The 19,368-nt window shown below is 46.6% G+C and carries 31 protein-coding genes and 1 tRNA gene; all 32 read left to right on the top strand.

The features are described 5' to 3' along the window. The first annotated feature begins 131 nt into the window (after positions 1–131). The gene (locus tag V3C10_04180) at positions 132–914 is read left to right on the top strand and encodes a hypothetical protein (GenBank protein ID WVP63023.1); all 783 of its coding nucleotides are present in this window, start codon (positions 132–134) and stop codon (positions 912–914) included. Beyond that, on the top strand, positions 904–1,212 hold the full coding sequence (locus V3C10_04185; GenBank protein WVP63024.1) for a helix-turn-helix domain-containing protein: 309 nt from the start codon (positions 904–906) through the stop codon (positions 1,210–1,212). Before V3C10_04180 ends, V3C10_04185 begins: the two co-directional genes overlap by 11 nt. After that, the gene (locus V3C10_04190) at positions 1,209–1,445 is read left to right on the top strand and encodes a helix-turn-helix transcriptional regulator (protein ID WVP63025.1); all 237 of its coding nucleotides are present in this window, start codon (positions 1,209–1,211) and stop codon (positions 1,443–1,445) included. Before V3C10_04185 ends, V3C10_04190 begins: the two co-directional genes overlap by 4 nt. A gap of 26 nt (positions 1,446–1,471) precedes the next feature. Next, on the top strand, positions 1,472–1,636 hold the full coding sequence (locus V3C10_04195; GenBank protein ID WVP63026.1) for a hypothetical protein: 165 nt from the start codon (positions 1,472–1,474) through the stop codon (positions 1,634–1,636). After that, the gene (locus V3C10_04200) at positions 1,633–1,890 is read left to right on the top strand and encodes a hypothetical protein (GenBank protein ID WVP63027.1); all 258 of its coding nucleotides are present in this window, start codon (positions 1,633–1,635) and stop codon (positions 1,888–1,890) included. The genes V3C10_04195 and V3C10_04200 overlap by 4 nt, the downstream gene beginning before the upstream one ends. After that, positions 1,868–2,014, top strand: coding sequence for a zinc ribbon domain-containing protein (locus tag V3C10_04205; protein ID WVP63028.1), 147 nt, complete (start codon positions 1,868–1,870; stop codon positions 2,012–2,014). The genes V3C10_04200 and V3C10_04205 overlap by 23 nt, the downstream gene beginning before the upstream one ends. Next, entirely contained in the window at positions 2,011–2,277 is a 267-nt protein-coding gene (locus tag V3C10_04210) for a hypothetical protein (GenBank protein ID WVP63029.1), read from the top strand. The genes V3C10_04205 and V3C10_04210 overlap by 4 nt, the downstream gene beginning before the upstream one ends. A gap of 200 nt (positions 2,278–2,477) precedes the next feature. Next, positions 2,478–2,816 carry a hypothetical protein gene (locus V3C10_04215; protein WVP63030.1) on the top strand — a complete coding sequence of 113 codons (339 nt, stop codon included), beginning with the start codon at positions 2,478–2,480 and terminating at the stop codon, positions 2,814–2,816. Positions 2,817–3,032: 216 nt separating this feature from the next. Further along, entirely contained in the window at positions 3,033–3,206 is a 174-nt protein-coding gene (locus V3C10_04220; GenBank protein WVP63031.1) for a hypothetical protein, read from the top strand. Continuing rightward, positions 3,187–3,612 (top strand): RNA polymerase subunit sigma-70, encoded by a 426-nt coding sequence (locus V3C10_04225; protein WVP63032.1) that lies wholly within the window; start codon positions 3,187–3,189, stop codon positions 3,610–3,612. Before V3C10_04220 ends, V3C10_04225 begins: the two co-directional genes overlap by 20 nt. Positions 3,613–3,920: 308 nt before the next feature. Further along, a tRNA-OTHER gene (locus V3C10_04230) sits at positions 3,921–3,994 on the top strand. Positions 3,995–4,109: 115 nt separating this feature from the next. Further along, entirely contained in the window at positions 4,110–4,760 is a 651-nt protein-coding gene (locus V3C10_04235) for a hypothetical protein (protein ID WVP63033.1), read from the top strand. Then, a complete protein-coding gene (locus tag V3C10_04240; protein ID WVP63034.1) occupies positions 4,726–5,268 on the top strand; it encodes a terminase small subunit in 543 nt (180 codons plus the stop codon). The genes V3C10_04235 and V3C10_04240 overlap by 35 nt, the downstream gene beginning before the upstream one ends. Beyond that, positions 5,268–6,635 carry a terminase gene (locus V3C10_04245; GenBank protein ID WVP63035.1) on the top strand — a complete coding sequence of 456 codons (1,368 nt, stop codon included), beginning with the start codon at positions 5,268–5,270 and terminating at the stop codon, positions 6,633–6,635. The genes V3C10_04240 and V3C10_04245 overlap by 1 nt, the downstream gene beginning before the upstream one ends. Beyond that, positions 6,632–6,832 carry a hypothetical protein gene (locus V3C10_04250; GenBank protein WVP63036.1) on the top strand — a complete coding sequence of 67 codons (201 nt, stop codon included), beginning with the start codon at positions 6,632–6,634 and terminating at the stop codon, positions 6,830–6,832. Before V3C10_04245 ends, V3C10_04250 begins: the two co-directional genes overlap by 4 nt. Before the next feature lie 293 nt (positions 6,833–7,125). Beyond that, a complete protein-coding gene (locus V3C10_04255; protein WVP63037.1) occupies positions 7,126–8,715 on the top strand; it encodes a capsid protein in 1,590 nt (529 codons plus the stop codon). Continuing rightward, a complete protein-coding gene (locus tag V3C10_04260; GenBank protein WVP63038.1) occupies positions 8,639–8,860 on the top strand; it encodes a hypothetical protein in 222 nt (73 codons plus the stop codon). Before V3C10_04255 ends, V3C10_04260 begins: the two co-directional genes overlap by 77 nt. Before the next feature lie 5 nt (positions 8,861–8,865). Further along, entirely contained in the window at positions 8,866–9,054 is a 189-nt protein-coding gene (locus V3C10_04265; protein ID WVP63039.1) for a hypothetical protein, read from the top strand. After that, positions 9,051–10,718 (top strand): phage minor capsid protein, encoded by a 1,668-nt coding sequence (locus tag V3C10_04270; GenBank protein WVP63040.1) that lies wholly within the window; start codon positions 9,051–9,053, stop codon positions 10,716–10,718. The genes V3C10_04265 and V3C10_04270 overlap by 4 nt, the downstream gene beginning before the upstream one ends. After that, the gene (locus tag V3C10_04275) at positions 10,715–10,933 is read left to right on the top strand and encodes a hypothetical protein (protein WVP63041.1); all 219 of its coding nucleotides are present in this window, start codon (positions 10,715–10,717) and stop codon (positions 10,931–10,933) included. Before V3C10_04270 ends, V3C10_04275 begins: the two co-directional genes overlap by 4 nt. Before the next feature lie 76 nt (positions 10,934–11,009). Then, complete coding sequence (locus tag V3C10_04280; GenBank protein ID WVP63042.1) at positions 11,010–11,306, top strand: hypothetical protein; 297 nt, start codon at positions 11,010–11,012, stop codon at positions 11,304–11,306. A 160-nt stretch (positions 11,307–11,466) separates the two neighbouring features. Next, a complete protein-coding gene (locus V3C10_04285) occupies positions 11,467–12,099 on the top strand; it encodes a hypothetical protein (GenBank protein WVP63043.1) in 633 nt (210 codons plus the stop codon). Positions 12,100–12,119: 20 nt separating this feature from the next. Continuing rightward, the gene (locus tag V3C10_04290; protein ID WVP63044.1) at positions 12,120–13,010 is read left to right on the top strand and encodes a capsid protein; all 891 of its coding nucleotides are present in this window, start codon (positions 12,120–12,122) and stop codon (positions 13,008–13,010) included. Positions 13,011–13,021: 11 nt separating this feature from the next. Then, positions 13,022–13,306, top strand: coding sequence for a hypothetical protein (locus V3C10_04295; protein WVP63045.1), 285 nt, complete (start codon positions 13,022–13,024; stop codon positions 13,304–13,306). Between the two features lies 1 nt (position 13,307). Continuing rightward, complete coding sequence (locus V3C10_04300; GenBank protein ID WVP63046.1) at positions 13,308–13,694, top strand: hypothetical protein; 387 nt, start codon at positions 13,308–13,310, stop codon at positions 13,692–13,694. A 4-nt stretch (positions 13,695–13,698) separates the two neighbouring features. Continuing rightward, a complete protein-coding gene (locus V3C10_04305; protein ID WVP63047.1) occupies positions 13,699–14,037 on the top strand; it encodes a hypothetical protein in 339 nt (112 codons plus the stop codon). Positions 14,038–14,039: 2 nt separating this feature from the next. Further along, entirely contained in the window at positions 14,040–14,420 is a 381-nt protein-coding gene (locus V3C10_04310; protein ID WVP64568.1) for a hypothetical protein, read from the top strand. Continuing rightward, on the top strand, positions 14,420–14,824 hold the full coding sequence (locus V3C10_04315; GenBank protein ID WVP63048.1) for a minor capsid protein: 405 nt from the start codon (positions 14,420–14,422) through the stop codon (positions 14,822–14,824). The genes V3C10_04310 and V3C10_04315 overlap by 1 nt, the downstream gene beginning before the upstream one ends. Before the next feature lie 8 nt (positions 14,825–14,832). After that, positions 14,833–15,279 (top strand): hypothetical protein, encoded by a 447-nt coding sequence (locus tag V3C10_04320; GenBank protein WVP63049.1) that lies wholly within the window; start codon positions 14,833–14,835, stop codon positions 15,277–15,279. A 23-nt stretch (positions 15,280–15,302) separates the two neighbouring features. Beyond that, entirely contained in the window at positions 15,303–15,602 is a 300-nt protein-coding gene (locus tag V3C10_04325; GenBank protein WVP63050.1) for a hypothetical protein, read from the top strand. Positions 15,603–15,633: 31 nt separating this feature from the next. Beyond that, on the top strand, positions 15,634–15,948 hold the full coding sequence (locus V3C10_04330; protein ID WVP63051.1) for a Gp15 family bacteriophage protein: 315 nt from the start codon (positions 15,634–15,636) through the stop codon (positions 15,946–15,948). A gap of 199 nt (positions 15,949–16,147) precedes the next feature. After that, positions 16,148–19,363: a hypothetical protein gene (locus V3C10_04335; protein ID WVP63052.1), complete on the top strand. Its 3,216-nt coding sequence runs from the start codon at positions 16,148–16,150 to the stop codon at positions 19,361–19,363. Positions 19,364–19,368: the final 5 nt, after the last annotated feature.

Consider the following 19,368-nt stretch of genomic DNA (forward strand, 5'->3'; position numbering starts at 1 on the left):
GGGCGGCAAAGCAGGACAAACGGATCCGAAGTATCCGCATGGCGCAGAGGGGCGCCAGAAAGTTTGCGGTTGGGATGAGATGTAAGGGAGTGCCTGGACAGATGAGCATGTTTGGGATAGGCGGTGGTTAAGTGGGGAGTTATATAAAAATTGACCGGAAGATTTTGGATTGGGAATGGTACAGCGACATCAATACTTGCCGGCTGTTTCTCCACATGCTGCTGAGAGCAAATTGGAAAGACGGGAGGTTTCAGGGGGCGGAGGTCCCGCGAGGATCATTTATCTCATCCATTCGGAAACTCTCGGAAGAAACTGGACTTACCGAACGCGAGATAAGAACCGCAATTTCTCATTTAAAAACGACAGGCGAAGTGACAAGCGAAAGCCACACTAAATATACTGTATTTACAGTAAAAAACTATGATTGCTATCAGTCAACCGACACACAGAACGACAATCAGATGGCAGGCGAACGACAATCAAACGACAATCAAACGACGACAATAGAAGAAGTAAAGAAAGGAAGAAGTATTAAAAAGAGTATCTCTAACAAGATACCAGAAAAAGCCGTGTATGCCGATGACACAGAATTAAATCAAGCGATTTGCGACTTTATTGAGTACCGCAGAAAAATAAAAGCGCCAATGACGGAACATGCCATTAAGCTACTGCTGAAACAATTGGACAAACTAGCACCGGGCGGTGAAATATCCGTAAAAACAGCAATACTAGAGCAGTCAATCGTTCAGGGCTGGAAAGGCGTCTTCCCATTGAAGGTGGACAAATCTACAGGAAAAGAACCGCCAAAGAACCGCTTTCACAACCTGGAGGAACACGGGTATGACTATGACAAGATAGTGTGGGAGATGATGAACGGTGAAAACCAAGGAGAGAGTGAAACAAGTGATTATTGATTACATACAGGAGTATGATTACCCGCCGTCGATACGAGAGATTGCTGATATGGCTTATTGTGCGCAGTCTACCGCACATCAATACGTGCAGGAGCTGATACAGGCCGGGGAATTGGAGAGCGATCATCCAGGTATGCCGCGTACTTTACGGCTACCGGAACGACGCAGCAGGATAGATGGTAAAGCACTGACAGAGGCCATAGCAGGATTATCTGGCTGTGACGGTGAGGATGATTATGCCAAGGGATGGGACGATGCATGCGAGACAATCCTGCGGGCAATGGACGAGATGATATGATTACCTTCGAGCCGTTTTGGGAGACGCTGAAACGAAAAGGAATCAGCCAATATGATTTAATCCATAAATACTGCATGAGCAGAGGCATGTTAGATAATTTAAAGCATAACAGAAGCATCACCCTGAACACATTGAACGACCTGTGTATTACATATGACTGCGGTATAACCGATGTAATTGGATTTGAGAGAGAAACAAATAATCTGATGATTTTGTTGACGTCAACAAAATGAGGATTTTGCAGAAGAAAGGAAAGAGTATGGGAATGTTCTATGGGACAAATAATGCCAGAAAAATGCATGGATTAACTTTACATCGAAAAAAGGATAAGAGAAAGAGGTTTTATACCAGGAACAAGGCAGAAGAGTCTTTTGAAGCGCTTTGGTATTATTGGGAAAATGAGGATTTAAAGGAGAGAAAATGAATAAAGATCCGCTTACTCAGCAGAAATTGCAAGAAATGGCAGGAAGACCAGTATACTGCCCAGAAATAGAAGCATATGGAATTGTAAAGTGTGAAACTAAAGGACGATATGCGGGATTACCGTTTTTAGTTGGTGTTTGGCACGACGCCGGCGTTGCGGTAAATTTTGAATACGATATTACAAAAAGAAAATTGAGATGTTATGAAAATGATGATTTAATGGAGGAAAGTCATGGCAGAAATAACAATGGATAACAGGATGTTTTATGAATGCCCGGAATGCGGAAATGAGGTTGAACTGGGAGACAATTATTGTCAGGAATGCGGGGAACCGCTGGAATGGAAAGAAGACTATGAGGATTTAGTGGAGATTTTATGAAAAATACTAAAAATACTATGGATAGTATGATGCCTGTATGGCAATTGCCAGTTAGAGAAAGGATTTTAGAGGGTAAGCCAGACTGGGTACATCCTCTTGCTAAATTTCATTGTTTTGTAGGGGGAAGATCACTTTGCGGTAATTATGAACAGATTACAGATTTTTTTGAAACAGACATTGAGAGTGGCGAAATAGTTCATTCTCCATCCTGTGCATGTAAGAGGTGTTATGAAAAATGGAAAAAGAAATATTATATGTGGTAATTGACATATGAGGATTTTGCAGAAGAAAGGAAAGAGTATGGGAATGTTCTTTGGGACAAATAATGCCAGAAAAATGCATGGATTAACTTTACATCGAAAAAAGGATAAGAGAAAGCGGTTTTATACCAGGAACAAGGCAGAAGAGTCTTTTGAAGCGCTTTGGTATTATTGGGAAAATGAGGATTTAGAGGAGGTGTGAAGTGTCGGATTTTAATAATCAAAAAATTGTCATAGCCAGGAAGGAACATAAATGTGAATTCTGTAAAAAATTAATACAACCAGGACAGAAATATAGTTATGAAACCGGGGTATATGATGGGGATTTTTATACACGTAAATTATGCCCTGAGTGTTTCGGTATGCTAAACAAATTTTGCAAAGCAAATGGTTATGGAGAGTTTAGCTGGGATTGGATTACAGAATGGTTACAGGATCTTTACTGTTATTCATGCCCTAACAAAGAAGAGTGTGGATGCAGTCCGGAACAATGTGATGTTGTACGAGGTAACTTTTCTGGGACATTTACTCAAGTAAATTGACATTTAACCAAGAAGGAGTGAGGCTAACGAGTAAAACAGATTACATAAAAGTAGCAGAGCAGCGGCGCCGTCGGGCATCCGTCCAGGACGATATATTAAAAGGGCCACGGCCGGAGACCTGGTCGGCGCAGATGCCAGCATATTGCTACACGGTGCTGTGTCCGGTGGTGGAGCTGCAGGAGAGCAGGACAAGCAGATTATATCGGGAGGAGAAAGATGGATAAAGTAAACTTATTCGATGTAAGAAAAGAATGTCGTGTATGCGGACGGAAGTATTCGGCGCTGGATACGCGGGTCACTTGTGACTGCGGTCGGTACCTGTATCTCATGGGGGCGTATTGGCAGCGGCCGGTGATGGGAGGTGATACCGTTGGAAAAGGAGATTCTTAATCAATACATAGACGCCTGTGAGTTAATCAAGGAGACAGAAAAGGAAATTCAGAGATTGAGGCAGCGACGCAAGGTGATTCTTCAGGATTCCGTCAAAGGCTCCATGCACGAGTTTCCCTATGCGGCCCAAAGCTTCCACATCGAGGGCTTGGCGTATACAACCGTGCAGACACCGAGCCTTTTGGACGACACCGAAGAATTATTGGAGGAACGAATAGCCGCCGCTGCGGAGATTAAGGTGCAGGTCGAGGCGTGGTTGAATACGGTTCCACAGCGGTTGCAGCGGATAATCCGGATGAAGATTTTTGAAGAAATGACTTGGGCACAAGTTGCAGTTCGGATGGGGAGGAAGGCAACACCAGATGGAATACGGAAGGAATTTGAAAATTTCTTGAAAGTATCGTAAAATTTTCCGATTTTTCCGGTTTTTCCGTTTTCGGAATGCTATAGTGTATTATGAAGCCAAAGGCATTAAAGCCAGCGGCTCCCCCTCCATCAACATAATCGGCCGCCAGTGTGTAACAGCCTGGTGGCCGATTAGAAGCCGACGTTCTTACTGCTTTCTTCATGGCTTCACAAATCGGATAGAAAGCAGCGTTTAGGTGACACGAAAGGGTCCTTGGTTGGTGTCATACCAGTTGGCTGCTGTGCGGCCCGAAAGATACCCGTCAGCCAGACACGCAGAGCTGGTGCATACCGGGGAAGACCCGGTAGTGGAACGTAGCTCAGATGGTAGAGCGGCAACCGGGTAAGGCCGCTGGTCACAGGTTCGAGTCCTGGCGTTCCGATTGGTATCTGGTTTATCCTCCTCCCCGACAACCAGATATGCGATGAGACATCCTAGCGATAGGGAGTCTTTCTCTTTTCTGAATTTCGATGTATAATAGAGTAGGGGGTGGAAATATGGGAAAGAAGAGAGAAAATAGAGAGCAACAGTATAATTTTAATAGCGATGAAGAATTTTGGTTATATAAAAATGTTTGTGGATTAATAAAAGAAAAAGAAAAGAGAAAATTAAATGATGAACAGCAAAAAGTTAATACATATTTCAAGTGGAAAAATTATATCACAGGCAGATACAGTGTTTATGATAGAGAACATCTAGAATCATTTTATAGGTATCTAAAGTTCCGTAAGCGCTCAACACAGGGGATTAATAACTGGTGGAAAGGTTTTTCTATTCCATTTTTTATCGCAATCGTAGCGGCGTTTTCATTAAATATTGTAAATGATACTGAAAAATTGTTTAGCATAATTGATACTGACCCTATACTCAAAATTATAAGTACAGAAGTGGAAATAAAAACAAAATGTATAGTTTTATTAGGTATTTTGATTGTGGGATTGGTGCTCATGATTCCGATTATTATTCTGATGGCAGGACTTGGTGCTTTTATGTGGAGTACTTTGAAAGTATCAATAAGTACGGAACAAGAGGAGGCCTTTTATGAAGACTATATAGAAATTATACTTGGCCTCTTGGAAGAAAAATACACGAGAGAAAAAGGAGATGAGCCTGATGGCATTGACGCCAAAACAGAAAATATTTGCTGATGAATACCTTATTGACTTAAATGCCACCAGAGCTTACAAGATAGCATATCCAAAGGTCAAGAAGGATGAGTCAGCAAGGGTAAATGGAAGTAAATTACTAACAAATACTAACGTTGTGGTTTATATTGATAAGCGAATGAAGGAGCGCGAGAAGCGTACCGAGATTACTCAAGACCGCGTACTGCAGGAGCTGGCCAAATTAGGGTTCTTCGACATCAGGAAGCTGTTTGACGATAGTGGAAAACCGTTGGATATTACTGGTTTGGACAATGAAACAGCGGCATGTATTGCCGGCCTGGAAGTAATGGATGTTTATGAGGGGGCTGGAGAGGATAAAGAATTTGTTGGATATGTCAAGAAATATAAACTTTCCGATAAGCTTAAGGCTCTGGAGTTAATTGGCCGGCATCTGGGTATGTTCAAGGACAAGGTGGAGCTGTCCGGCGGCCTGGACACCGAGAAGACGAAACTGGATGACCTGCTGAAACAGATGCGAGGTGATGGATAGTGAGTGATGAGCGCTTACTGCTGTCGGATAAGTACAAGGCATTCCTCCGCTGCGACGCGCCGGTAGAGTTCCTGGAGGGGACAACGGCGGCCGGTAAAACGACGGTGGGACTATTTAAGTTTATGCTTAAAGTTGCCGAGTCACCGAAGAAGCTGCATATCCTAGCAGCGGACGACACCGGCGCCGCCGAGAAGAACATCATCAACAAGGACCTGGGGATTCTGGATGACTTCGGAGTTTTGGTAGAGTACAAAGGCAACGGTTCCGGCGAGTATAAGATGCCGCATATCCTTTTCCACGCATCCGGCGGAGACAAAATAATCTTTGTCGTCGGCTACGGGAACAAGCGGAAATGGCGTGATGCTCTCGGCGGCCAGTATGGCTGCCTTTATATTGACGAGATAAATACAGCCGACATCGACTTTGTGCGGGAGGCCGCAATGAGATGTGACTACCTGATGGCCACGCTCAATCCGGATGACCCGAATTTGCCGATATACAAAGAGTATATCAACTGTTCCAGGCCGCTTGATGAGTGGGCCGATGAGACACCGCAGGAAATTAAAGACGAATTAAAGGAAGAACCAAAACCCGGCTGGGTGCATTGGTTCTTTTCTTTTACCCATAACCTGGGATTATCGACGGAGAAGCTGCAACAGATAATCCAGAACACGCCAGTAGGGACTAAGATTCACAAGAACAAGATTCTTGGTCTGCGCGGCAAGGCAACGGGACTTATCTTCCCGAACTTTGACCGAAAGAAACATGTGGTGACGGCGACCTGGGTGCGTCAGCAGGTTAAAGATGGGCAGATCAAGTTCAAAAAGTTTTCGGCCGGCCTGGACACATCGTACTCCAGCAAGTCACCTGATACGATTGCTATGATATTTCAGGGCATCACTGTTGACCGGCGGCTGATTGTGCTGAATGAGAAAGTATACAGCAATGCGGACCTGTCCACACCATTGGCTCCCAGCGACACGGCCGTGAAGTTCGTGGAGTTCTTGGAAAGAAACCGGAAGGAATGGGGGTTCGCGAAGGACGTATTCATCGACTGCGCGGACCAGGCAACCATAACAGAGCTGCGGAAGTATAAGCGGCTTCGCGGTTGCCTGTATAATTTCGTCGACAGCTACAAGAAGGTGGAAATTCTGGACCGCATTAAGTTGATGCTGGGTTGGATACAGCAGGGATGCTACCTGGTAGTAGATACCTGCGTGGAGCACCTGGGGGAGATTGACCGATATAGCTGGGATGAAGACAAGGAACGTCCCGAGGATCGGAATGACCATACAATTAATGCATCGCAGTATGGATGGATTCCATACAAGAAAATGATAGGATTTGAGGAGGAGGGAAATAAATGACAAGATTTGAGGCTCTTAGAGCAGTCAACGGAGTAAGCGAATACTCCGCGTTGATATTTGACATCCTGCGTGATAAGAAAAGTCCGGACGACATGACAGAGTTTTTATCAGAAGAATTAACAGAGAAACAGCTACAGACAATTAGGTCTATAGCTGAATCCGGCAATTATCCATTATCTTTAGATGGATTGCAATAGTAGCAACCGTTTGCGCCATTGATAGACAAAAAGGCTGCTCTTAATGCAGCATCTTCATAGCTGACACAGTTCAATACATTTTGATGGTTAATTTCATCAATTTGACATTGGGGTGTTTCGTTATCCAGGTCATGTATCTCGCCGGTGGCTTTATTTAATACATAACGGTTGCCATTAAAAGGGGAATTATATCTTCGCATGCAGGTAAGCTCCTTTCTTCTGTATTTGGTGCTGGCACACCTATACTAAGATTATAGGAGTTTTACCAGAAAATAACAATAGGAGGCGTAGAAGTGAGGTGGCTGACAACATTGAATGAGAATATCAAAAGAGGGGTACGCAGCTGGCTGAATGTGGTGCCGGCGAGTGGGAACAACATCCAGATTAACGAGGTCATGGACTTCGAGCTGAGCGCCATCCGAAACCGTATCTGGTATCGCGGCGACAGCAGCGAGCTGGAGCAGATGTATCAGCAAAACCCAGAGTGGGCGGATAAATATAAGTTCTGGGCCAGTAAGTGCACACCGGGTATGGAGATACGCAAGATCCACACTGGACTCCCTGGGCTCGTCATCCGGATCCTGACGGCGATTGTACTTGCCGACATGAACGACTTTGACTTCGAGAGTCCGGCTCAGGAACAGCTCTGGAAGGAGATTGAGAAGGAGAACAAGTTCCGCAAGGCACTAGAGAAGAGCCTGAAAGAGGTGCTATATATCGGTGATGGCGCATACAAGGTGACAATTGATACAGCCCTGAGCCAGTACCCGATCTTGGAGTGGTATCCGGGCGAACGAATTGAGATAGTAAAGGAACGAGGGCGCCTGAAGGAGGTGGTGTTCAAGACGCCTTACAATGTCCGGAGCCAGCAGTATATCCTGTATGAGCACTATGGCTATGGGTATATCCGAAACGAGTTGTATAAGGGCGACACGCAAGTGGATATGGGTACTATCGAGGCCACCAACGGGATTAAGGATACAGTCTTTGATAAGACAACCATCCTGGCCGTCCCCCTGCAAGTGTACGAGTCTACGAAGTATGAGGGCCGCGGAGGCTCTATTTTTGATGGCAAACTGGACAGTTTTGACGCCTTCGACGAATCCTGGTCCCAGTGGATGGATGCGCTGCGGGCTGGCAGGGCAAAAACCTATATACCCGAGTGTTTGGTACCGCATGACCCAGAGACAGGACAGATTTTAAAGCCGAATCCGTTTGACTGCAGATACTTTGCTTCAGACAACGATATGTCGGAGAAGGCTGAAAATAAGGTCAACACAGACCAGCCGTCCATCCCGCATGATAGCTATCTGGCATCCTATTGTACAGCACTGGACCTTTGCCTGCAAGGGGTTATCAGTCCAAGCACGTTGGGAATCGACGTCAAGAAGTTGGACAACGCCGAGGCCCAGCGAGAGAAGGAGAAGGCAACCTTGTACACCAGGAATGCAATTATCGAGGCGCTGCAGGAGACGCTGCCGGACGTAGTGGCCGCCTGCATTAACGCTTATCATATACTGCTTAATCAGCCAATCGAGGAGGTTGAGGTGGAGATACCCTTTGGAGAGTATGCTAATCCATCTTTTGAGAGCCAGGTGGAGACACTCAGCAAGGCCCGGCCAGGCGCCAGCATCATGAGCATTGAGGCGCAGGTGGAAGAGATGTGGGGAGATAGCAAGGACGAGGCGTGGAAGGCAGAAGAAGTGAAACGACTGAAGGCAGAGCAGGGGATTGTAGAGGTGGACGAACCTGGGGTGAATCTTGTCGCTGGTGGATTCCAGCTTAATACGGAGGGAGGAAAGACAGATGAGGGTCAAGGTAATGAACCACCTGTACCAGATGAGCCAGAAGGAGTACCAGGGGCTGCTGGAAACAGCAAGTGAGCAGGTACCGTTCGGAGTCTACGCCGTTGAGAAACCGGAATATGCAGAACTTCGGTGTGACCATTGCAAAAGTATTACACAGCTCAAGCGGCTGACGCAGCAGTTTAAAACTCAGGGATTTAAAGTACACAGCAATGGGAGGTGAAAAACGTGGAATTGCCATACAAATTTGAACTTGCAGGATATTGTGAAGGCTGTCCTTATTTCTGGGAAGAACTGGACAGCATCGATGTAACGAAACTGGGTGACGGTGAACAGAAGATGTTCCATACAATACGATGCCACAATAGAGAAGCCTGCGCAAGAGTAGCAAAGATCGTGAATCAGGTGATTGAATGACGGAATATGATATCGGTGCCGCTTTCCAAGCAATTGAAAACGAGTTGATTGCGTCCATGATCCGCAACATGAACCGGCATCGAGCCGAGGAGACGAAGGAAGGAATTCAGTGGAGCATGTGGCAGGCAGTGCAATTAAAAGCTCTGGAAAAGTATAGGCAAAAGAACCAGAAGAAGTACCAGAAGCAATTTGCGGCGATGAATCAGCAGATGGGCGAGCTTATCTGGCAGGCTAGACAAACTGGAAATATGCGGCAGGAGATCCGGATTCTCCAGGCTATAAAAAAAGGGTTCAAGGTACATGGCCGGAATAAGACGCCGGCCCATCAGGCTATGACGGCAGAATTCTTCCGACTCAACGACCGCAAGCTAGAGGCGCTGATTCAGGCGACTACCCACGACATGGAGCGGGCTGAAACTGCGATCCTCCGGATGGCAGACGACCAGTATCGGAAAGCCATTTTTAACGCCCAGGTGTATGCCAATTCAGGAGCCGGTACCTATGAAAAAGCTGTAGATATGGCGACTAAGGACATGTTGTCCCGTGGCCTTACCTGTATCGAATATGCCAACGGTGCGCGCCATACTCTGGCAGATTATGCTGATATGGCGATCAGGACTGCCAGTAAACGAGCGTATCTGCAAGGAGAGGGAGAGAAGCGGCAGGAATGGGGGATCACTACGGTGATTGTCAATAAACGCGGGAATCCTTGCCCGAAATGTCTTCCTTTTGTTGATAAGGTGTTGATTGATGATGTATGGAGTGGTGGAAAGCAGTCAGATGGTCCATACCCTCTGATGAGCACGGCCATTGCCGCAGGGCTGTACCATCCACGATGTAAAGACGGCCATACAACTTACTTCCCTGGCATTTCCACAGCGGATGACACGTGGACCAGGGAGGAACTGGAGGCAGTCGAGCGGGTCAACAAGAAAGAAGCAGAACGGAATTATGCAAAGAGGCAGGTTGAGAAATTTGGGAGGCTGGCCAAGTATTCGCTGGACTCAGAAAACAAGGCAGCCTATCAGATAAAAGTCGGCGAATGGGAGGATAAAGCTGAGCCTGATACAGCGGAAGTAGATATTCTCAGTGCCCATAAACAGTTTGCTGAAAGATTAAGAAATGATGATAATCCGAGCCGGCATAAGGCAATGATGGCTTTGTACACAGAAATGACCGAGATGTCGGAGGACGTAGAGCTGTCGGCGCCATTTGCTTATATCCCGGATGATGATATCATTATGTACAATCCCAGGGCGCCGCATATTAGTGATTATGATCTGGACTATGTATTTGTTCACGAAACATCCCATCGTATGGATGTACTCGAGTACCACAGCTGGGAAAACGAAAGGTTTCATCAGGCCATTGAAGCATGCCAGAAAAAAGTATATGATAATAGGGAGCAGATCATAAAATGGTTTGAGCCGGGTGGAAAATATGAAAATGCCTTTGCAGTTTCTGATATTGTCAGTGCCCTAACGGATGGAGAAATTGCGGGATTAGTAGGACATGGCAAGGAATACTGGTCAATTCCGGGATTTAAGGAGTTGGAGTTATTTGCCAATATCAGTGCAGGAGATGTTCTCGACTTACCAGAAAAAGAAGAGTTTAAGAGTTTGTTTAAGGAATTATTTGATGCGTATGAGGAGATGGTTAAATGAAAATAATGGAACGCTTAAAGGCCGATAAGGAAATACAGGAATTAAAAAAACAGCTCCATGAATTGACTGGACAGTCTCTGGGGTTTAATTATGACTGTTATATGAGTATTGACGAATACAAAGATCATTTGCGAGAATGTGTAAAAGAAGGAAAAATAATTATTCGCCCTAAAGATGAACGGGCAATGCATCGATTTGACTCAATATTGAAATAGTTATACCACCAGTCGATAAAGGCCGGTGGTATTTTTGTATTATTGTTGCGATGTAACAGCAGAAGGAGAGGAAAAAATGAAAAAATTATTCATTTCACAGCCCATGAATGGCAAAAATGATGAGGAAATTTTGAGAGAACGGAAAAAGGCGATTAAAGCGGCGGAAATTTATCTGGATGAGCCAGTAGATGTGATAGATTCGTTTTTCCAGAATGCTCCCGCAGATGCCAGACCGCTTTGGTTCTTGGGTAAATCATTGGAGCTGTTGTCTACAGCAGATGTAGTGTATTTTGCATCAGACTGGGAGAATGCCAGAGGATGTAAGATTGAACACATGTGTGCTGTAGAATATGGAATAGACCTAATCGAGTAGGAGGTGATCCGATTATCTCCCTTTGAGGCGCAGGGTGATGCGTCTTATTTTTATGTGCCAAAACGCGACACGGCCTAAAAAGGTGCGCGGCCGGTGACACCGATGACAATGGATAGCAATACAGAGCGACACTCTTAAAATGGAAAGGAGCAGGAAAGTAATGAGAAAGAAATTTCCAATGAATTTACAGTTATTTGCTCACCCTGGAACCGCAGGAGCAGAACCGCCTGCAGGCGAGCTGGGACAGCAAACACCGCCAGCCGCAGGGCAACAGGCACAGACTGGACAGTCCCCAGCGATTGACTATAGCAAAATTCAGCAGATGCTGGAAGGCACCTTGGCAGCCAAAGAGGACACGGCCTTGAAAGCCTACTTTAAGCAGCAGGGACTCAGCCAGGAAGAGGCAGAACAGGCAATGACAGCGTTCAAGCAGCAGAAGGCGGCCCAGCAGCCAGATGTCGGCGCCTTGCAGACACAGCTGGCACAGGCACAGGCCGCGGCCCAGAAAGCGATGATTGACAATGCAGCCACGATGACGGCCATCAGCTTAGGGCTGGATGCAAAAACAATCCCGTATATCCTTAAGATGGCGGATTTAAGCCAGGTGATGGGACAGGACGGGAAAATTAACGAAGAGACGCTGAAGACTGCCCTGAACAAGGTGCTGGAGGATGTGCCAGCACTGAAGCCTCAGCCGGGGCAGGCCACCGGATTTGTTCAGGTGGGGGCATCTGGTGGGACAGGACAGCAACAGACAACAGATGACGCCCTGAAAAAGGCGTTCGGACTTTAAAGAAAGAGAGGATTTAATACATGGCAGTATATGATTATGCAACGACATTTACGCAGCTCCTGCAGCAGAAGTATGCGAGAGAACTGTGTTCTGATGCGCTGGCACAGAGCAACCAGCAGGTGAAATTTATTAACGCACAGACGATTAAACTTCCCACTATGACAGTATCCGGCTACAAGGACCATACCAGAACACCCGGATTTAACACCGGAACGCTGAGCAACAGTTGGATTCCAAAGAAGCTGGAGCACGATAGAGATATTGAGTTCTGGGTGGACCCGATGGATATCGACGAGACCAATCTCACCCTGTCTGTGGCAAATATCCAGAATGAGTTTGAAACGACACAGGCCATCCCGGAAAAGGATTCCTACCGGTATTCTAAACTTCATGCGGAGCTGACGAAATATTCCGGTCGGATTAATACCGATGTGATTTCCGCTGCAAATTTCCTGGAAGCATTTGACGAAGAGATGGCCCGCATGGATGAGGCAGGCGTTCCGGAGGAGGGAAGAATCATCTATGTAACCCCGACAATGAACAAAATCCTGAAGGAAGCGGAGGGGCTGCAGCGGGTTATGACCGTAACAAGCCCGTCTACGATTAACCGCAAAGTGCACAGCCTGGATGATGTGACAATCAAAATGGTACCGGCGGCGCGCATGAAAACGAAATATGATTTCACGGAAGGGTGTGTGGCGGCCTCTGACGCAAAGCAGATTAACTGGATCCTGATCCATACGTCCTGTGTGGTATGTCGTGACAAATATAGCTACATCAAGCTGTTTACTCCGGGAACTGACAGCCGGACGGCAGATGGTTACCTGTATCAGAACCGGAACTTTGGCGACCTCTTCCTGCTCGAAAAGAAGATCGAGGGCTGCGCCATGAACGTAGAAGTCAGTGCATAAGGAGGTATAGGATGAGAGCGGTAAAAGGAAACAGAGAATATACCATCGACGAGACGCAGAAAAAGGGCTATCAGGACAGTGGTTTTGATATCCTGGACGATGATGGCAATGTGGTTGCCTATGGAAGGGGCAAGACAGTACCGTATGAAGAGCATATGAAGGCGGTAAAAGAAGTTGAACGCCTTCAGGGATTAGCAACCGGACTTCGGACAGAAATTGAGAACCTGAGAGCTGAGATCGAAACGCTCCAGGCCACGAAGGCAGAGCCGGTGAAGGGGAAGAAAGCGGGTGAGTAATATGCCCTATGAACCATATGTAGCCCCAGAATACTACCGAGATATCTACAAGGGCAGCACAGTGCCAGAGGAACGGCTGGAAAGAGCCCTGCAGCAGGCATCCCGTCATATTGATTCCCTGACCTACAACCGGATTGTAGGCCGGGGATTTTCTAATCTGACGGAATTCCAGCAGGGAGTAATCCGTGAGGTAGTCTGCCAGCAGGCGGATTTTGAGACCGAGAATGCTGATGAGATTAACACCATCCTGTCCAGCTATAGCCTGAATGGCGCATCAGTCCAGTTCGGCAGCTCCTGGAACGTTTATATGGACAAAGGGGTGGCTATGAAGCGCGATGTGTACGCCCTGCTGTCCCAGACAGGCCTGTGCTGCCGGTTAGCGAGGTGAGACGATGAAATACCCATGTTTAGTCCCAAAACGGCTCTGCAAGGTTCCGGTGCATGTCCATCTGGAGTCTGAGGAGCTGAACAACTTGGGAGAACCGAAGTATACGGCAGAACTGGATCTGATATGCAACTTTCAGGACCGTGCAAAGACAATCCTGACTGCCGAGAAGAAGCTGGTGCAGATAACCGGAACGGCACTGTTTCCGGGTGACATTGTGCCGGACATACCATCATTGAGTGGCGGCACAGTGACGGTATTCGGTGAGGAAAGACGTATTCAGCAAGGGGCAAAGAACCGGAATCCGGACGGAACCGTAAATTTCTGCGCGCTGGAGGTGGTCTGATGATAAATGCAACATCCAAAGTCAAGATGAATTTTCCGCGTATAAAGCAGCTTACAGGAGCAGCAGTGACGGCGTTGGAGATGACAGCGGAAGCATTACATACAGAGGCGGTACAGGCTCAGGTAATGCCTTTTGATAAAGGTAATTTGCAGAATGAGAGCTCCTTCGTCGATTATAGCGATTCTGGGCAGGGGAAGGCGACTCTGGTATCAAATACTCCATATGCGCGGCGATTATATTATCACCCGGAATACAATTTCCAGACGGAAGAAAATCCTAATGCAAAAGGTCACTGGTATGAGGACTGGGAATCCGGCGGCAGTAAAGCTGAATTTGCTCCAAAAGCATTTAAACAGTTTTATAAGAAAGCGGGTGGTGTGTAATGTTGCCATTGAGAGACGTCAGGCAGTACATATCCGGCTTGGGCTTGGCTGCTGACGACAGGGTTTACATTGGCAAGATGGATGGTAAAAAGCAGAAATCCATAGGCGTGTACAGCCGGCCAACCAGTGGTAATCCCAATATCGCCATCGGCGGCTTGGACTGTACCACCTACGATACCAAACCCATATCGTTGCTTATCCATTGGAATAAAAGCAAGAGTGAGTCGGAGTCAGCGGCCTATGGGCTGTTTGAGAAACTAAGGAGTACAACCAGCCTGAACATAGGTGATACCCACATTAATTTCCTTCGCCTGATGGTCCCGGAACCGCAGGACGTAGGAACGGATGATGACGGTGTGTATGAATATGTAATATGGCTTGACTTTATTTATCAAAGAAAGTGAGGAAAAGAATGAACGGAACTGTATATCCGGTACACAATAATAAGTTTAAGTTTGGTACTGCCGGTCTGAACAGTACAGATGCGGAAATGGTAGTACCAAAAGATTTAACAAATTTTGCCCCAACAATCGACGGAACAACAGAAGACTGGTACGCAATGGACGCTGAAGGATGGTCAAAGACGGCTGTCACAGGAAAGAAACTCAGTTTTTCGTTCCAGGGGAAAAGAAGCGTGGGCGACCCGGGCAACGATTATATTGCTAGCCTGGCTTTAGCTATGGGGCAGGATGCCATGACAAAGTTTGAATGGGAAATGGTATCTGGCGCGAAGATGGCATTTGACTGTGTCGTGAATGTTACAACACCCGGCGGCGGAGACAGCACGGCGTTAGACGCATTGGAGTTTGAGGTAACTTGCTATGGGAAGCCTGTTTTTACTCCGGCAACACTTGATTAACACTTTGAAAGGAGCTGTAAAAGATGTCAAAAATAGTAGATATAACCGATAAATTATCCTTTGACGGGAATCCCAAACTGGTAATTAAGGGAAAAGAGCTGGAAGTAAATGCAGATGCGCCGACCATGCTTAAAGTTATGGGGTTAATGGGAGGTGAAGACCCGGGAACGAAGGAAATATTAGATACATATGAACTGATGTTTTCTGAAAAGTCAAAAAAGGAGATTGAAAAACTGAAGCTTAATTTTACAGACTTAATTACGGTTGTACAAGAAGCCGTAGCACTGATTATTGGTGAGGACGAACAGCCGGGAGAGCAGTGACCCGTACTATGACTTGTTTGGAGACTGGGATTTGATTATATCCAGTTTTCTGTCACAGTACGGGTTGAGGATAAGGACGAAAGAATTTGAGTCCGTCACATGGGATGAGTTTAAATCCCTCCTGGCCGGCCTTGCACCGGAGACGGCGTTGGGGCGTATGGTAGCAATCCGGTCGGAGACGGACAAAGATGTAATAAAACATTTTACCAAAGAGCAGAAGCGCATTTATGACGAATGGCGGGAGCGGAAAGCAGAATGCGCCAAGCAGGAGCCAAAGACTTATGAGCAGCAAATGGATTATCTGGAAAGTATGATGGCGGCAATGTGCGGAGGTGGTAAACATTGAGAAAATAAAGATGCAGGTGTCCTGCCCATATTGTGGGTACCGGATGCCTATTTTTTATGACATGGCGGCAGTCTCGTCCGGAGTATACGCCAAGTGCAAGGGTAAAAGCTGTAAGAGAGAGTTTGAGATAAAGATTAACCAGGACAAGTAGTGCCATTATGAGCCGATGTCTGTTTTTAGATAGAGGCAGGTGATATTGATGGCGGCTGATAGTGTAGGCCAGATTGGTCTTGACCTTGTAGTTAATAAAAACAATTTTGATAAACAAATGAAGGGCATCCAGGGGCTGGCCAAGAAAGCCGGTGCAGCTCTGGCGGCTGCCTTTGCAGTTAAAAAACTGATCGACTTCGGTGCACAGTGTATCGAACTGGGATCCGACCTGCAGGAGGTGCAGAACGTTGTTGATGTAACCTTCCCCCGCATGTCGAAGCAGATTGACGACTTTGCCAAAAATGCAGCGGTACAATTTGGCTTATCGGAAACGATGTCGAAGAAGTTTACCGGAACTTTCGGCGCGATGGCAAAAGCATTTGGCTTCGGGGAAAAGCAGGCTTTTGAAATGGCCACGGCTTTAACCGGCCTGTCTGGTGATGTGGCATCGTTTTACAACATCTCGCAGGACGAAGCCTATACAAAGCTGAAATCGGTATTCACGGGAGAGACTGAGAGCCTGAAGGACTTGGGCATTGTCATGACCCAAAGCGCACTGGATAGCTATGCTCTTGCAAATGGGTTTGGCAAAACAACTGCCAATATGACAGAGGCAGAAAAGGTGGCATTGCGGTATAAGTTTGTGACCGAGCAGCTTTCTCTTGCATCCGGGGATTTTATCCGTACTTCCGATGGATGGGCCAACCAGGTCCGTATCCTGCAGCTCCAGTTTGACAGCCTGAAAGCCACAATCGGCCAGGGACTTATCAATGTACTTACCCCCGTTATTAAAGTGATTAACCTGATTATCAATAAGCTGATGAGCCTGGCCAATGCCTTCAAAGCATTTACAAACCTAATATCCGGAAAGAAGGGATCCGGGGGCGGCACGTCAGTGGCAGCCGCCGGCATGGAGGCCGTGGCAGAGTCAGCAGACAATGCTGGTGCGGCAATGGGCGGGGCCGGAGGCGCCGCAAAGAAGGCGGCAAAGGATATCAAAGGGGCAACAACAGGTATCGATGAGCTTAACATCATTCAGTCGCCCGACGCTGGTTCCGGGGGAGGCGGAGGCGGAGCCGGCGGCGGTGGATATGCCGGAGACGAGTTCGATATGGGAGATCTCGACACGTCTGCTAGTGAGTTGGATTCAAAATATCAAGCGTTGATTGACAAGGCAAAGGAATTGGCCGACCTTTTTAAATATGGTTTTAAAATTGGCTTTGGTGACACATCAGTTCTGGACAGCATCCGGTCCTCCATTGACGGAATCAAAAAAAGTCTGAAGGATATTTTTACGGATCCGGCTGTTTTAAAAGCTGCTGACAATTTTGCTAAGCAGCTATTTTATAACGCAGGAAAAATTGCAGGAAGCGTCGCATCGATTGGTGCCACAATTGCAGATAACCTGCTGGGAGGTATTGATAAATATCTACAGCAAAACAGCCAGAGAATAAAGGATTTCCTGGTGTCTATGTTCGACATCGGAGCGGATACCGCTATGATATCCGGCCGCTTTGCTGCCGCTGTGGCTGATATCTTCACTGTGTTCCGAAGTGATACGGCAAAACAGATCACGGCTGACATTATCCAGATGTTTTCGGATGGTTTCATGGGGGTACTACTGCTGGGGCATTCATTCGGCAGAGACATTTTAGACTTGATTACTGCGCCGATTATCGAAAATAGTGACAAAATCAAAGAATCATTTGACGGTATCCTGCAAGCGGTTCAGACGGTCACTTCCAGTGTTGCAGAAACCTTCAGAAAGTTCATAGACGCAATTCTGAAGCTATACAACGAACACGTAGGACCTTTAATCCAGTCTGTGAAAAAAGGATTGTCGGAAGCTGTTGGTGTGTTTCTAGATGCATTTAATACGCACATCCTACCAGTGATTAAGAATGCGGCAGAACGGTTTAAGGAGTTTAATACCGAAACACTGCAGCCACTTATCGAAAAATTCTTTGAGTTTGCGGGAAAAGTAACAGATTGTATTAAAGAAATTTGGGAAAAGGTACTGCAGCCATTCATATCCTGGTTCCTAAAAAATGTAGATCCTGTCATTGCTACAAACCTGAAAAACGCAACTGATGCTTTTTTCACATTTCTCGATAATGTGGGAGCTATTCTGAGTAATGTGATAGATGCTTTAGGCGGCCTGCTGGATTTTCTTGTGGGTGTGTTTACCGGAGACTGGGAGCGTGCCTGGGATGGTATCAAACAGTTTGTATCTTCCATCTGGGAAGCAATAAAAGCTCTGATAAAGACCGCATTTGACTATGTCTATCAAAGCATAAAGGGAACATTGGACGCTATCAAGGGCTGGTGGGAGTTAATCTGGGATGGCATAAAAATATTTGCAGAGACTCTTTGGACAGGAATAAAGAATACAGCTTCCGATATTTTTACAGCACTTCAGGATAAGCTTTCCGAGATCTGGGACAACGTCCGAGCTACTGTCGAAGAGAAGTGGAACGATATTAAAGAGTGGTTTGAGGATATCTGGAAGAAAATCAAGGACGTTTTCAAGCTTGATGAGATGGTGGAAATCGGCAAAGACGTAATGAACAAACTCTGGGAAGGACTAAAGAAGGTTTGGGAAGATATAACAAAGTGGCTGTCTTATATTGTTGGAGAGATAACGCGCATCTGGGATGACGTATGCGAAACCGTGAAAAATATTTTTAACAAATCGAAGGAGGCAGAAGAGGCGGACGACGATGACGGTGGCAGCAAGCCTAAAAAGAGTGGTGGCAGTCGAGGGGGTTCCACTGGTCCAGCCAGCGAGATTTCCGGTCATGCCAGCGGCGGTTTCCCTGAATCGGGACAGATGTTTGTGGCGCGTGAGAATGGGATACCCGAGATGGTCGGTAGTTGGGGCGGCCGGGCGGCAGTGGCAAACAACATGCAGATTACTGAGGGTATCGCCAGGGCGGTGCAGAGCGGTATGAGAAGCGCGATTGCTCCATTGGTATCTACGCTGAATAATGCTGTCAATCACGCAGCTCCCCCGCTTGCAATGGTCGGCAGTGTATCCCCTGTGTACACACAGGAGGACAGGATACAGGAGATGGTAAACAGGGCTGTAGCAATGGCATCAGGAGCGGGCAGTTTTGGTGAGCAATATCTGCCGGTTATGGTTGACCTGCTGAAAAAGATAATCGAACTAATTGAGAATTTGGATCTGGTGGTCAACATTGACATCCGGGAAATCCGGAAGAAACTGAAGGATCTGGAAAAGCGAACAGGATATGGATTTACGTAAGGAGG

It is taken from the genome of [Clostridium] symbiosum, from assembly GCA_036419695.1.
In the GTDB taxonomy this organism is placed as follows: domain Bacteria; phylum Bacillota; class Clostridia; order Lachnospirales; family Lachnospiraceae; genus Otoolea; species Otoolea symbiosa_A.

Excerpts from the sequence above, each read along its gene's own strand:
- V3C10_04315 (WVP63048.1), top strand. The coding sequence starts at position 14,420 with ATGTTGCCATTGAGAGACGTCAGGCAGTACATATCCGGCTTGGGCTTG.
- V3C10_04275 (WVP63041.1), top strand. The coding sequence starts at position 10,715 with ATGAAAATAATGGAACGCTTAAAGGCCGATAAGGAAATACAGGAATTA.
- V3C10_04280 (WVP63042.1), top strand. The coding sequence starts at position 11,010 with ATGAAAAAATTATTCATTTCACAGCCCATGAATGGCAAAAATGATGAG.
- V3C10_04320 (WVP63049.1), top strand. The coding sequence starts at position 14,833 with ATGAACGGAACTGTATATCCGGTACACAATAATAAGTTTAAGTTTGGT.
- V3C10_04295 (WVP63045.1), top strand. The coding sequence starts at position 13,022 with ATGAGAGCGGTAAAAGGAAACAGAGAATATACCATCGACGAGACGCAG.
- V3C10_04235 (WVP63033.1), top strand. The coding sequence starts at position 4,110 with ATGGGAAAGAAGAGAGAAAATAGAGAGCAACAGTATAATTTTAATAGC.
- V3C10_04325 (WVP63050.1), top strand. The coding sequence starts at position 15,303 with ATGTCAAAAATAGTAGATATAACCGATAAATTATCCTTTGACGGGAAT.
- V3C10_04195 (WVP63026.1), top strand. The coding sequence starts at position 1,472 with ATGGGAATGTTCTATGGGACAAATAATGCCAGAAAAATGCATGGATTA.
- V3C10_04240 (WVP63034.1), top strand. The coding sequence starts at position 4,726 with ATGGCATTGACGCCAAAACAGAAAATATTTGCTGATGAATACCTTATT.
- V3C10_04205 (WVP63028.1), top strand. The coding sequence starts at position 1,868 with ATGGCAGAAATAACAATGGATAACAGGATGTTTTATGAATGCCCGGAA.
- V3C10_04190 (WVP63025.1), top strand. The coding sequence starts at position 1,209 with ATGATTACCTTCGAGCCGTTTTGGGAGACGCTGAAACGAAAAGGAATC.
- V3C10_04260 (WVP63038.1), top strand. The coding sequence starts at position 8,639 with ATGAGGGTCAAGGTAATGAACCACCTGTACCAGATGAGCCAGAAGGAG.
- V3C10_04270 (WVP63040.1), top strand. The coding sequence starts at position 9,051 with ATGACGGAATATGATATCGGTGCCGCTTTCCAAGCAATTGAAAACGAG.
- V3C10_04200 (WVP63027.1), top strand. The coding sequence starts at position 1,633 with ATGAATAAAGATCCGCTTACTCAGCAGAAATTGCAAGAAATGGCAGGA.
- V3C10_04210 (WVP63029.1), top strand. The coding sequence starts at position 2,011 with ATGAAAAATACTAAAAATACTATGGATAGTATGATGCCTGTATGGCAA.
- V3C10_04220 (WVP63031.1), top strand. The coding sequence starts at position 3,033 with ATGGATAAAGTAAACTTATTCGATGTAAGAAAAGAATGTCGTGTATGC.
- V3C10_04285 (WVP63043.1), top strand. The coding sequence starts at position 11,467 with ATGAGAAAGAAATTTCCAATGAATTTACAGTTATTTGCTCACCCTGGA.
- V3C10_04290 (WVP63044.1), top strand. The coding sequence starts at position 12,120 with ATGGCAGTATATGATTATGCAACGACATTTACGCAGCTCCTGCAGCAG.
- V3C10_04335 (WVP63052.1), top strand. The coding sequence starts at position 16,148 with ATGGCGGCTGATAGTGTAGGCCAGATTGGTCTTGACCTTGTAGTTAAT.
- V3C10_04305 (WVP63047.1), top strand. The coding sequence starts at position 13,699 with ATGAAATACCCATGTTTAGTCCCAAAACGGCTCTGCAAGGTTCCGGTG.
- V3C10_04300 (WVP63046.1), top strand. The coding sequence starts at position 13,308 with ATGCCCTATGAACCATATGTAGCCCCAGAATACTACCGAGATATCTAC.
- V3C10_04250 (WVP63036.1), top strand. The coding sequence starts at position 6,632 with ATGACAAGATTTGAGGCTCTTAGAGCAGTCAACGGAGTAAGCGAATAC.